The organism is Intrasporangium mesophilum (genome assembly GCF_054783095.1).
In genome coordinates this window covers 18,863-31,594 of record NZ_BAAGRF010000027.1, presented here as the reverse complement: position 1 = coordinate 31,594, position 12,732 = coordinate 18,863, and the positions used below count along the sequence as shown (strand labels likewise).

Annotated in this window: 10 protein-coding genes; 3 read left to right on the top strand and 7 right to left on the bottom strand. The window is 70.7% G+C overall.

The window, feature by feature from the left end:
* Positions 1-53: 53 nt before the first annotated feature.
* Both ACYVLP_RS18420 and ACYVLP_RS18415 read right to left on the bottom strand, forming a co-directional pair.
* Complete coding sequence (locus ACYVLP_RS18420) at positions 54-1,085, bottom strand: ABC transporter permease (RefSeq protein WP_452271503.1); 1,032 nt, start codon at positions 1,083-1,085, stop codon at positions 54-56.
* A gap of 306 nt (positions 1,086-1,391) precedes the next feature.
* On the bottom strand, positions 1,392-2,795 hold the full coding sequence (locus tag ACYVLP_RS18415; protein WP_460628790.1) for a replication-associated recombination protein A: 1,404 nt from the start codon (positions 2,793-2,795) through the stop codon (positions 1,392-1,394).
* A 17-nt stretch (positions 2,796-2,812) separates the two neighbouring features.
* Between ACYVLP_RS18415 and ACYVLP_RS18410 the strand changes: the two genes are divergently transcribed.
* Together ACYVLP_RS18410 and ACYVLP_RS18405 are read left to right on the top strand one after the other, a co-directional pair.
* On the top strand, positions 2,813-5,038 hold the full coding sequence (locus tag ACYVLP_RS18410; RefSeq protein WP_460628789.1) for an MMPL family transporter: 2,226 nt from the start codon (positions 2,813-2,815) through the stop codon (positions 5,036-5,038).
* The gene (locus ACYVLP_RS18405; RefSeq protein WP_460628788.1) at positions 5,035-5,892 is read left to right on the top strand and encodes a GNAT family N-acetyltransferase; all 858 of its coding nucleotides are present in this window, start codon (positions 5,035-5,037) and stop codon (positions 5,890-5,892) included. The genes ACYVLP_RS18410 and ACYVLP_RS18405 overlap by 4 nt, the downstream gene beginning before the upstream one ends.
* 89 nt (positions 5,893-5,981) lie before the next feature.
* Here ACYVLP_RS18405 and ACYVLP_RS18400 read toward each other — a convergent pair whose 3' ends face one another.
* The 4 genes from ACYVLP_RS18400 to ACYVLP_RS18385 all read right to left on the bottom strand — a co-directional run bounded on the left by ACYVLP_RS18400 (position 5,982) and on the right by ACYVLP_RS18385 (position 9,861).
* The gene (locus tag ACYVLP_RS18400) at positions 5,982-6,416 is read right to left on the bottom strand and encodes a VOC family protein (RefSeq protein ID WP_460628787.1); all 435 of its coding nucleotides are present in this window, start codon (positions 6,414-6,416) and stop codon (positions 5,982-5,984) included.
* A 10-nt stretch (positions 6,417-6,426) separates the two neighbouring features.
* On the bottom strand, positions 6,427-6,906 hold the full coding sequence (locus ACYVLP_RS18395) for a helix-turn-helix domain-containing protein (RefSeq protein WP_460628786.1): 480 nt from the start codon (positions 6,904-6,906) through the stop codon (positions 6,427-6,429).
* 57 nt (positions 6,907-6,963) lie between these two features.
* Positions 6,964-8,109, bottom strand: a complete 1,146-nt coding sequence (locus tag ACYVLP_RS18390) for a flavin-containing monooxygenase (RefSeq protein WP_460628785.1) — start codon at positions 8,107-8,109, stop codon at positions 6,964-6,966.
* 135 nt (positions 8,110-8,244) lie between these two features.
* On the bottom strand, positions 8,245-9,861 hold the full coding sequence (locus tag ACYVLP_RS18385; RefSeq protein ID WP_460628784.1) for a helix-turn-helix transcriptional regulator: 1,617 nt from the start codon (positions 9,859-9,861) through the stop codon (positions 8,245-8,247).
* Between the two features lie 78 nt (positions 9,862-9,939).
* Between ACYVLP_RS18385 and ACYVLP_RS18380 the strand changes: the two genes are divergently transcribed.
* Complete coding sequence (locus ACYVLP_RS18380) at positions 9,940-10,623, top strand: DUF427 domain-containing protein (RefSeq protein ID WP_460628783.1); 684 nt, start codon at positions 9,940-9,942, stop codon at positions 10,621-10,623.
* Between the two features lie 104 nt (positions 10,624-10,727).
* Here ACYVLP_RS18380 and aspS read toward each other — a convergent pair whose 3' ends face one another.
* Positions 10,728-12,563, bottom strand: a complete 1,836-nt coding sequence (gene aspS, locus ACYVLP_RS18375; protein WP_460628782.1) for an aspartate--tRNA ligase — start codon at positions 12,561-12,563, stop codon at positions 10,728-10,730.
* Positions 12,564-12,732: the final 169 nt, after the last annotated feature.

The following is a 12,732-nucleotide window of genomic DNA, read 5'->3' as shown; positions in this document are numbered from 1 at the left end:
GTGCTTGTCCCGACGTTTTGCCGGGAACATCTGTTGGCCGCGAACCGGGTGGGTTATCGGCGACTGGTGGGGTCGAAGGCGTCGCGGATCGAGTCGCCGAGCAGGCTCAAGGCGAGGACGAGCAGTGACAGGCCGATGACCGAGGGCCAGAGCCACAGTGGGTACGTGGCGAAGAGGTTCTGTGCGTCCGAGATGGTGCGGCCCCAGGACGCGGTGGGCTCGACGAGGCCCGCACCGAGGTAGCTCAGGGTGGCCTCGAGGGTGATGTACAGCGGGACGGCGATCGAGGCCGAGACGATGATCGGGCCGACGAGGTTGGGCAGAACCTCCTTGAAGAGGATCTGCCGGGTCGGCACGCCGATGGCCCGGGCGGCTTGGACGAACTCCCGCTCGCGGAGGCTCTTGACCTCACCTCGGACGAGTCGGGCCAAGCCCATCCAGCCGAAGACGAAGAGGATCACGATGAGCACCCAGAACCGGATCTGCGAGGTCTGGTCAGCGGTGAGGTCGCTGTTCGCCGCCAGGCTCTTCTGCATGATCGGCACGATGGCGAGCACGAGCAGCAGCAGCGGCAGGCTGAGGAAGAAGTCGATGATCCACGAGATGACTCGGTCGGAGGCGCCACCGAGGTATCCGGCCATGAGGCCGAGCGTGACGCCGATGAGGGTCGAGGCCGCGGCCGCGACGAACCCGATGATGAGCGAAGGACGGGCACCGTAGGCCCAGCGGGCGAACAGGTCACGGCCGAGGCGGGGCTCCACGCCGAGCCAGTGGGCCGTGCTCGGGCCGACGGTCGGGAGGCCGTTGAAGTCGATGATCTTGGTGTTGACCGCGTCCGGGCTGGCCTTGAGCCCCGTCGTCGGGTCCGCGGCCTGCAGCGAGGTCAGGAACGGCGCGAAGATCGCGACGAGGATGAAGAGCAGGATGATGACGGCGCAGACGATCGCGACCTTGTCCTTCTTGAGGCGGTCCCATGCGACCTGGCCGGGTGACCGGCCGGTGCGTACATCCTTGTGCTGAGGTGACGTGGTCGAAGCGGTCTCCTCGGATGCCTCGGTCAGCGTTCCGGCCGCAGGCCCCGGCATTGCGTTCAACGCGTTGTCTCCATCCTTGTGGGATCACATCTCGACGGGCGACGTATCGCTCGCCCTCCCTGGCAGCGGACGCGTCGGACTCTCTCCGTCTCGCGTGCCACCCTCGCCCGGGACGGAGTCACCCTGCCATACAGTGTGGGCCCGTCCAAAGGTCGAGACGACCATGGATGACAAATCGTTACCCTGAACCCATCCGCGCCACACAATGTACGTCGAAGTGCTATAGCCCCGAAACAATCGACGAGCGGGGCTCGAAACGCTGGATCAGGGCCCCACGGATCCGGCTGGTAACACGGGTCACTCGCCGCGCGTGCGCCCCAGCCGTCCCGCCAGCCACTCCCATCGGGCCTGGAGGCGCTCCTCGAAGCCCCGCCCCGTCGGGCGGTAGTAGCCGACCTGGTCGTGCAGGTCGTCGGGCAGGTACTGCTGCCGCGCCACGGCATCGGGCTCGTCGTGGGCGTACACGTAGCCCGCACCGTGTCCGAGACGCTCCGCCCCGGCATACCCGCTCCCCCGCAGATGGGCCGGGACCGGCCCCCCGCGCCCCGCGCGGATGTCGGCGATGGCCTCGTTGATGCCGAGGTATGCCGCATTTGACTTGGGTGCGAGGGCGTTGTGCACGACCGCCTGGGCCAGGATGATCCGCGCCTCCGGCATACCGATCTGCGCCACGGCGTGCATCGCGGCCACCGCGGTCTGCAGGGCCGTGGGGTCGGCCATCCCGACGTCCTCGCTCGCCGAGATGACGATGCGGCGGGCGATGAAGCGGGGGTCCTCCCCCGCCTCCAGCATCCGCGCCAGGTAGTGCAGCGCCGCGTCGACGTCACTGCCGCGCATCGACTTGATGAGCGCGCTCGCGACGTCGTAGTGCTGGTCGCCCGCCCGGTCGTAACGAACCGCGGCGTGAGCCACCGCCTGCACCACGTGCGCGAGGGTGATCGCGACCGGCTCATCCGTGGATCGACCGGGCGGCTCGGCGTCCAGCGCGACGCCGGCGGCGGCCTCGAGCGAGGTGAGCGCGCGGCGAGCGTCTCCCCCGGCGATCCGGACGATGTGCGCGAGGGCCTCGTCGTCGAGGGTGTGGGCGCCGTCGAAGCCGCGCTCGTCGGTGAGTGCCGCGGTGACCAGGTCCGCGATGTCCTCGTCGGACAGCGACTCCAGCGTCACGAGCACCGATCGAGAGAGCAGCGGTGCGATGACGCTGAAGGAGGGGTTCTCGGTGGTAGCCGCGACGAGGATGACGGTCCTGTTCTCGACACCGGGCAGCAGCGCGTCCTGCTGCGCCTTGGTGAAGCGGTGGATCTCGTCGAGGAAGAGCACGGTCTGCCGGTCGTAGAGATCCCGCTCGCGGACGGCGCCGTCCATGACGGCCCGGACATCCCGCACGCCGGCGGTGACGGCAGACAGCTCGACGAACCGGCGGTCGGCCGCGGTTGCGACCAGGTGCGCGAGTGTGGTCTTGCCGGTGCCGGGCGGTCCCCAGATGATCGCCGAGAGCGGCCCGGCGGCACCGCCCGAGCCCTCGATGAGACGCCGGAGCGGGCTCCCGGGGCGCAGGACGGCCGCCTGCCCACGCACCTCGTCGAGGGTGCGGGGCCGCATCCTGGCAGCGAGCGGGGCGCCGCCGGCCGTGGGCGGCTGGTCGTCGCGGGCCGCCGCGGACGCGGCGCCGAACAGGTCGCTCGGGCTGTCTGAGGTCACTGTGGAAGGCTATCCGCGTGTCGACTCCCACACCCGCCGCCCCGGTGGCGAGCGCCGCGCCGAGACGAGGCGGTCACCGCACCGTCATGACCCGCCTTGGTGGCGTCATCGCGCGGCACCCCCGCTGGTGGGTCGTCGGCTGGCTCGTCGCCGCGATCGCGTGCTACGCGGTTGCGGTCGGCGGCGTTGCGGGCGAGTCCCTCTTCCAGCGCCTGCACTCCGGCGAGCCCACGGTCCAGGCCGAGTCTCGCGAAGCCCGCAACATCGTCGAGGCCGCGGAGCCGGCCCTGTCCAACCTCACACTTCAGGTCTCCGGGGCCGATCTCGGTGACCCCGCGTCGGTGCGCGCGGGTACCGAGAAGACACAGGCGATCTCCTCGATCCCCGGGGTGGCACGGGTGCAGTCGCCCCTGCTGGCGCCCCAGGGGCCGGCGGACCCCAAGGTCGCCACTCTCGTCGGGGTCGGTGGACCACAGTCGGGCCGGTTCGTCACCGTGGTCGAGTTCGACCCCGACCTGGACAAGGCCGCCCAGGACCGGGCCGAGTCGGACGTCGAGACCGCCCTGCACGGCGTGGCCGACGCCATGCACGCCCAGGGCGCCGTCGGTGGGCCTTCCAAGGTGCTCCATGCGATCACCAGGACGATCGAGCGCGACCTGGTGCGCGGCGAGGGCATCGCCCTGCCGCTGACCTTCCTCGTCATGATCCTGGTCTTCGGCGGCCTCCTGGCCGCAGGCATGCCCATCGTCGGCGCTCTCGTCTCGATCGCCGGCGCACTGATGACACTGTTCGTGTTCTCGCATGCCCTCGAGCTCGACGCGACCGTCGTCAACATCGTCACCCTGCTCGGCCTCGGCCTGTCGATCGACTACGGCCTGCTCACGGTGAGCCGGTTCCGCGAGGAGCTCGCCCATCGCGCCTCGACCGGGCCGCCGACGAAGGAGGAGATCCGGGTCGCGACCGAGCGCACGGTCGCGACAGCCGGGCGCACCGTCTTCTTCTCGGGGCTCACCGTGGCGATCGCGCTGTCCGGTCTGCTCGTTTTCGAGGCCGACATCCTCAAGGCGATCGGCCTCGCCGGGGTGAGCGTCGTGCTCGTCGCCATGATCGTCGCGATCACACTCGTCCCCGCGCTCTGTGTCATCGGTGCGAAACGCTTGGCCCGCAAGGCAAAAGAACAGGTGTCGGACGTCGGCGTCTTCTCCCGGCTCGCCCATGTCGTCCAGCGGCGGCCGGTCGTCGTCATCGTCGCCACGCTCGTCGCGCTCGTGACGCTCGCCCTGCCGACCTTCGGCCTCAAGCTGACCTCGTCAGGCACCGAGCTGCTGCCCAAGACCGCCCAGGAGAGGGTGTTCTTCGACGACCTTCGCCGTGACTTCCCAGCGCTCGCCGCACCAGAGGTGTCGGTGGTCGCGAAGTCGACCGACACGACGCAGGTGACCTCGTGGGCGCAAGGTCTCAAGTCCGAGCCCGGAGTCACCGCCGTCACGGTCCGGCCACTCGGCGACGAGCACCAGCTGGTCAGCGTCAGGGTGGCCGGCAAGCCCACCTCCGACGAGGCCCAGAACCTCGTCCACCAGGTGCGCGACAACCGGCCGGCCTTCCAGACCTGGGTGACCGGCCAGGCGGCCTCGCAGATCGACTTCCTCGAATCCATGGCTCATCGCGCTCTGTATGCCGTCGGGCTCGTCGTGCTCGGCACTTTCGTGCTGCTGTTCCTCATGACCGGCTCGGTCGTCATCCCCGTCAAGGCGCTGCTGCTCAACATCGTCTCTCTGGGCGCCGCGCTCGGCGTCGTCGCCTGGGTCTTCGAACAGGGCCACCTCGAGGGCCTGCTCAACTTCTCCTCGGTCGGCGCGGTCGAGTCGATGGTGCCCTTCCTCGTCCTGGCGTTCGGCTTCGGGCTGTCGATGGACTACGAGGTCTTCCTGCTCTCGCGGATCACCGAGTTCCACAGAGCCGGCTACGAGAACGACCGTGCGGTCTCGCTCGGGCTTCAGCGCACGGGTCGCATCATCACCAGCGCTGCGCTGCTCATCGTCATCGTGTTCGCCGGGTTCATCGCCGGTGACATCCTCATCATCAAGGAGATGGGACTGGCGCTCGTCGCCGCGGTCGTCATCGACGCCACGCTCGTGCGCATGCTGCTCGTGCCCGCCACGATGACGCTGCTCGGGCGCTGGAACTGGTGGGCGCCAGCGCCCCTCAAGCGGCTCCACGCACGGTTCGGGATCACCGAGTGACATCCGCAGGCCCTCACCAGGCCGTGCTCGACCCTGGGCTGGACGTCCGCCACGGGATCGCGGCCCTGCTTGCGGCCACCGACGACAACCCGTTCGTGCGCTGGGAGGTGACCGAAGAGCTGGCGACCACGTGGTGGCAGGCGGAGGGCGCCGTGGGCTTCCGCCGGATTCGCCCCAACGGCCGCTCCACCTTCAACCTCCTGGGCAGCGACACGGGCGTCGCCAGGCTGGTGGACCACCTGCCGACCGTCGCGGACGCCGTCGAGCCTCACCGGACGGCTCACTCCGTCTTCGGCGTGAGCGTGCCGCAGCACCTGGAACCTCTACTGCACCAACGGTTCCGAGTCATCCAGGGTGGCGACTGGGAGTGGTTCCACACGACAACGCTGCCCGACGCGCTTCAGACGGACAGGCTGGTGCAACCGATCGACGACGTCGCGCGCGCGGACGAGGTGGCGGCATTCCTCGCAGAGCATTCGCCGACGGCGGACACGGCGCCTGGTCTCGGCGAACGCTGGTTCGCTCTGGAGGACGACGGCCGCCTGGCCGCCGTGGGTGCGTGGGGGCACACCCGAGCGGGCGCCCCCCATCTGTCCTCGGTGGCCGTCGACACGAGCCGCCGCGGCCAGGGCCTCGGGCGGGCGATCGTCAGCGCGGTGACCAGGCGTGCGGTGCTCGAGACGGGACTCTGCACGCTGGGGATGTACTCCCACAACGACGTGGCACGGCGCCTCTACGAGTCCCTCGGCTACCGGATGGTCTGCGCCTGGGCGAGCCGGGCCGTCACCCCCTGCTCGCTCCCCGCTGACGCCCCTGCCCGGTTCCCCGCTGACACCCTGCCCGCTCCCTGCTGACGCCCCGCACACCGGCAACACACCCGGTAACCGCCTCCTCGTCGCGGTTGCAACCGTGACGAGGAGGCGGTTTCCGGGTGGGTTCGGGGTCAGTCGAAGTCGGCTGCGCTGACGGGCGACAGGGACGGCTCCACGAGCACTAGCCAGTTGCCGGAGTTGTCGCGGCACACGGCCTCGGTCCCGTAGGGCCTGCGCGACGGCGGCTGGATGAACTCGACGCCCTTGTCCGACAGCTCCTCGTAGGTGCGCTGGCAGTCGTCGACGTTCAGGCCGATCCCGTTCATCGTGCCTGCCTCCTGTGCTCGCTTGACGGCCTCGACCATCTCCGGCATGAGCGGGGGCCCCGGCAGCGCGAGGTGCACGGTGAGCTCGGGCTGGCTCGGGTGCACGACCGTGCACCAGCGGAACCCGTCGCCGAGCGTGATGTCGTCCTTCTCTTCGAAGCCGAGGACATCGGTGTAGAACTTCCTGGACTCGTCGACGTCCTGCACGAAGACGCTGATGATGGAGATGTTGGTGATCATGTCCCCAACGCTATGAGGCAGGCGCGTCTTCCGGCTTCTCCTTGGTTGCGGAGCCGTCCGTGCCCGGCCCGGGGTTCCGGCGCTCCGCGAGACCCCACATGAACACGTAACAGCCGGGGATGTGGGGAGCACCCTCAGCGGCATACCGGGCCTGGAAGGCGCTGGGCGTCTCACCGACCACGGCCCGGAAGCGGCTGCTGAATGAGCCCAGGCTGGAGTACCCGACAGCGACGCACACCTCCGTCACGGTGAGGTTCGTGGACCGGAGCAGGTCCTGGGCGCGCTCGATGCGGCGGCGGGACAGGTAGTCCGCGGGTGTGGTGCCGTACGTGGACCGGAACAGCCGCAGGAAGTGGTACTTCGACAGACCCGCCACCGCCGCGATCCGGTCGAGGTCGAGCGGGTCGGCGTAGCTGCGGTCGATGAGGTCACGCGCTCGGCGCAGATGCGCGAGGACGTCGTCAGGAGCGCGGGGGACCGTGGTGGACACACCCGATTGTCGCGCACGCCACCGACGTCCCGACCGCCTCCCGACTGCGGGCTCCGCTCACGCCGTGGCTCGCTCGTGCGCCGCGGCCGCCCCGGCCTCAGCTCGGCCCGCCGTTCGCGCCCACACCGGCCGCATCCGGCGCACCAGGTAGCGGGCGTCGCGGTCGAGCCCCTGGATCGTGCCCGATGCCTGGGCGAACTGGAACTCGAGCCCCAGGAAGTAGAGACCGGAGACGTCCGAGACACCGCGGTCCTGCGGCGGCCGGCCGGAGTCATCGGTCAGCCCGTGCAGGAACGAGTGGTCGGGGCGCGATCCGGTCGCCCAGACGACCGTCGAGATGTCGCTGAGTATGCCGTCCTCCTCGGTCACCGGGCACCCGTCGGTGATGCCGACGACCCGCCCGACGCGCACGACGCCCGCGGCGTCCAGGTCGGCCACCTTGTTGCGGACGAGATTCACACCGTGATCCTCCGCCTGACGAGCAGCCTTGCGGCCCATGGGAGTTCGCAGGGTCAGGACGTGCCGGAAGACGAACATGATGATCGGTGTCATGGCGATCCCGATCCCGCTGTCGATGTCGATCGGCACCTGGCCCGGGTGGCGTCCGCTCAGCCAGGTCGGGTGGCCGGCGGCCGCTGACTCCAGGGCGATGTCCGTGCCCGAGTTCGCCGCACCGACGACCAGCACGCCGCCCGGGGCGAGCTGCTCCTCGTTGCGGTACTCGAGCGAGTGGACCTGCCGGATCGAGGGTCGCAGCCGGCCCTCGATCCTCGGCACCACGGGCACCCGGTGTGCCCCGGCCGCCACCACCACCGTGTCGGCGTGGATGAGGCCACTGCTGGTGTCGACGAGGAACCCGTCCCCGTCGCGGGTCACCTGCAGCACGCTGACTTCGTTCCGGACGGGCAGCTCGAAGCGAGCGGCATACTGCTCCAGGTAGTCGGCCATCTGGTCCCGTGTCGGGAACGTGCGCTGAGGCATCCGCCAGCCCGGGAGGCTGGCATAGGTCGGCATGCTGAAGAGGCGGAGCGAGTCGTACCGCTCGCGCCAGCTGTCTCCCACCCGTCGGCCCGCGTCGAGGATCACGAAACGGACCCCAGCCCGTTGCAGGTGGTAGCCCATGACCAGCCCTGCCTGTCCCCCGCCGATGACGACGGTCGCGAACCGCTCGGTCGTGACGCCGTTGGTGTCCTGTCCGCTCATCTCGAGCCTCCTTGTCCTCTGGCATCGAGGCTAGGGAGAGCGGGCGGGCGGCCGCGTCGGCCGAATGACCCAACTGCGCTGTCGTCCTCGTTGGGTAGAACGACCCATTGCCGTAGCCCGCGGGGCGAGCCTCCTTCAGGCCCAGTGGTGTTCGAAGGCGCGTGCGGTCGCGGCGGATCGGCTCGTGACCCCGAGCTTGGCGAAGATGTTGCTCAGGTGCCGCGCGACCGTCTTCTCCGAGAGGACGAGCTGGGCCGCGATGGCGCGGTTGGTGGCGCCGGTCGCGAGGATCTGCAGCACTTCGAGCTCCCGCGGCGACAGCGGGCAGTCGTCACCGCTCGGGCCTCCCGGGGCGACGCCGTCGCCGCCACCGCCCGTCACCAGCGGTCCGTCGACCAGCCACTCGGGGACGGTCGCGCCGAGCGCCTCCAGTGCGCTGAGCGCCGCGGCCTCCTCCATCGCGGCCGCGTCGGAGTCCCCGAGCCGGGCGCAGGTCCGCCCGAGGGTCAGCTGCGCCGTCGCCGCCTCGTAGCAGGCGTCGAGGTCGGTCCACGTCGAGAAGGCCTCCCGCAGCCGAGGAAGTGCCCCGGCCCAGTCGCCGCCGGCGCACCGGACGATCCCCTCCGCGTAAGCCGCCATCGCCCTGAGGAACGGCGGGGAGCCTTCTGCCACAAGCGGGGTGAGCCGGTCGAGCGTGGCGCGACCATCGGCGAGGTCGCCAGTCGCGAGGCATGCCTCGACGCGAGCGCACAGCAGCTCGGGGACCGCCCGGACGTCGCGTCGCTCGCCCAGGGCACGGTCGAGCCCGGCCAGGGCGGCGTCCGGCCGGCGTTGCGCCAGGCGCAGCCGCGCGAGCCCCGGCTGGACCTCCTGCCCGACGGCGGCCGCCCGCTCGAAGGCGCGCTCGGCCGCGTCGAGGTCGCCGCGGAGGCGGGCGAGCTCGCCGATGCGGTAGTGCGCAGGGCCCGCCGCCCGCTCGCTCGCCGCGCGCAGCTGGGCGCAGGCCTCGTCGGCCTGCGCCAGGGCCTCGGCCCAGGCGCCGTGCAGCTGGAGGAGCTCGGCGCGGTGCACCAGGCAGGTGCCCCGATAGGGCAACATGCCCTCCTGCTCCGCGACCCAGCCGGTCAGCGCCTCGGTCCACTCCTGCGCGCGACGGACGTCGTACCAGCTCCGGCAGAGCTCGATCATCGAGCAGTACGCGAGACCGACGACCTGAGGCTGCATCCGGCGAGCAGTGACGTAGACCATCACCTCGTCCAGGACGGTGCGAGCCTCGACGTCCCGGCTGAGCATCTGCAGGCAGCGGCCCTGCCCGAGCCGCGCAAGCACGTACTGGTCGACCGAGCCCTCTGCGCGTGCGGACCGGGCAGCGCGCTCGAACAGCCCCAGCGCCCCTGCTGGATCGCCGGAGTACATCAGCCCCGCGGCGCGAGGCTGGTCGAGCATCCCCTGCAGCCATGGGTCGTCGCTCTCGGCTGCCAGCACGCTCAGGCGCTCCAACCACCCGGCCGCCCGCGCCGATGCGCCGGTGGTCTGCAGGTGGAAGCCGAGCCAGAAAGCGCACAGGACCGCTGCGTGAGTCTCCCCCGCCGCGAGATAGAGCTCCATCGCACGCTCGCGCAGCGCCACGACCTCGTCGTCGTGGCCGAGCAGGGTGGCCGCGACGGCGAGGTGCTCCAGCTCAGGCGCCGAGAGCGAGCCGTCGCGGTCGGCGGCGGCCAGAGCGGCATACTCGGCTGGCCAGTCGGGCACCCCGCCAGTCTAGGTCGCACCTCCGGGCGGGCCGGGTCCTCTTGTCGACGTGTCCGGGCCGAGACGATGCTTGGGGACATGGCCATCGACCTGACCCACCAGTGGCGCTCCCAGCTCGCCGACGCGCGCTTCACCCCAACCCGCAAGCGGCTCCGGGCGAGCCATGAGGGCAACCTCGTGTGCGACACGGCTGACGCCGTCATCGTGTGGCTCCCGCGTCGCGTCGTGCCGGAGTATGCCGTCCCGCGGGCTTCCTTCGTAGCTGACGTCCCCGGGCCCGCGCGAGGCCTGGAGGCCTACGGCCTCCCGGACCACCTGCTTCTCCCGTTCGGCGACTTCGACTGGCTCGAGGAGGACGAGCCGGTCATCGGGCACCCACACGACCCCTTCGCCCGGATCGACATCCTGCGCAGCGCACGGCATGTGCGGGTCGAGCTCGACGGGCTGGTGCTCGCCGACACGCATCACCCGACGGCGCTCTTCGAGACCCACCTTCCGCCGCGGTGGTACATCCCGATGAACGACGTGAACACCGAGGTCCTGACCCCCACCGACACGCGGACCACCTGCGCGTACAAGGGTCACGCGTCGTACTACAGCGCTCCGGGGGGCGCCGGCGTCGACATCGCGTGGGTCTACCGGCAACCGCTGCGCGAGGCCGAGGCGGTCCGAGACCAGCTCTCCTTCTACGCCGAGCGCACCGAGACCCTCGTCGACGGCGTCAAGGACCCCGGCTTCGTCGGCGGCATGCCGGAGCACTGAGGCGTCCGCTACCTCCGCCCCCATTGGCCGCACGCCGCGTTCGGCCTCGAGCTCCTTGGTACAACACTGAGTTCGAGGCCGAACGCGGCGTCCGGGAGGGTAGGTCAGGTGGTTGCGGCGGCGCTCGACGCGCTGCTCACCGATGCGGGGCGGCCGTCCTGGCCGGCCGGCTTGGCGTCGACACCCGCCTCCTTGCGCTGCTCTGGCGTGATCGGCGCCGGCGCGGAGGTGAGCGGGTCGTAGCCACCGCCCGACTTCGGGAAGGCGATGACGTCGCGGATCGACTCCGTGCGGGCCAGGAGCGACACGATGCGGTCCCAGCCGAACGCGATGCCGCCGTGTGGCGGAGCGCCGAACTGGAACGCCTCGAGCAGGAACCCGAACTTCTCCTGGGCCTCCTCGTTCGAGATGCCCATGACCTTGAAGACCCGCTCCTGCACGTCGCGCCGGTGGATACGGATCGACCCGCCGCCGATCTCGTTGCCATTGCAGACCATGTCGTAGGCGTAGGCCAGAGCCTCTCCCGGGCGCTCGTCGAAGGTGTCTTCGAACTCCCTCTTCGGCGAGGTGAACGCGTGGTGCACGGCCGTCCAGGCGCTGTAGCCCAGAGCGACGTCACCCGACGCGGTCGCGTCGGCGGCCGGCTCGAAGAGCGGCGCGTCGAGCACCCAGAGGAAGCTCCAGGCGTCCTCGTCGATGAGCTCGCAGCGACGGCCGATCTCGAGGCGGGCTGCTCCGAGCAGCGCGCGCGAGGCCTTCGTCGCGCCGGCTGCGAAGAAGACGCAGTCGCCGGGCCGGGCGCCAACGTGCTGGGCGAGGCCCGCGCGCTCCTCGTCGCTGAGGTTCTTCGCGACCGGACCTCCGAGCTCGCCGTCCTCCTGGACGAGCACGTAGGCGAGACCGCGAGCACCGCGCTGCTTGGCCCACTCCTGCCAGGCGTCGAGCTGCTTGCGCGGCTGGCCGGCGCCTCCGGGCATGACGACCGCACCGACGTACTCCGCCTGGAAGACCCGGAACGGGGTCTGTGCGAAGTAGTCCGTGCACTCGACGAGCTCCTGGCCGAACCGCAGGTCGGGCTTGTCTGAGCCGAAGCGAGCCATCGCGTCGGCGTAGGTCATCTGCAGGAAGGGCGTGTCGAGGTCGACGCCGATGAGCTGCCAGATCTCACGGACGATCGCCTCGCCGAGCTCGATGATGTCGTCCTGGTCGACGAAGGACATCTCGATGTCGAGCTGGGTGAACTCCGGCTGCCGGTCGGCGCGGAAGTCCTCGTCCCGGTAGCACCGGGCGATCTGGTAGTACCGCTCCATGCCGGACACCATGAGCAGCTGCTTGAACAGCTGGGGGCTCTGCGGCAGGGCGTACCACGATCCGGGCGCCAACCGGGCGGGCACGAGGAAGTCGCGGGCACCTTCCGGGGTGGACCGGGTCAGGGTGGGCGTCTCGATCTCGACGAAGTCGCGCTCGCCCAGGACTCTCCGAGCCGCCGCGTTGACCCTGGAGCGGAGCCGGATCGCAGCGCCGGCCGAGCTCGCGCCGGGGCGCCGAAGGTCGAGGTAGCGGTGCTTGAGCCGGGCCTCCTCGCCGACAGTCACCCGCTCGTCGATCTGGAACGGCAGCGGCGCCGACGGGTTGAGCACCTCGAGCTCGCTGACGAGGACCTCGATGTCGCCGGTCGGCAGGTCGGGGTTGGCGTTGCCCTCGGGCCGGGTGCGCACCTCGCCGACGACCTTGATGCAGTACTCGTTGCGCAGGTCGTGGGCACCGCCCTGGGCCAGCACCTCGTCGCGCGCGACCACCTGGGCCACCCCGGACGCGTCGCGCAGGTCCAGGAAGGCGACCCCGCCGTGGTCTCGACGCCGCGCGACCCAGCCGGTGAGGGTGACGGTCTGGCCTGCGTGGTCGGCACGTAGGGTGCCGGCCTCGTGAGTGCGGAGCACGGAGGGATCCTTCCGGGGACGAACGGGTCTTGTCGCTGGACGTCGCGAGTGGGCCGCACGGGCGGCGCCGCCCGGAGGCCGAGGACCAATCCTAGACCCGGACGCGAGCCCGCCCCGCGGCGCGGCTGACCTCACCGCCCCGAGGGTGCCGCGTGATCTCGCCCCTGTC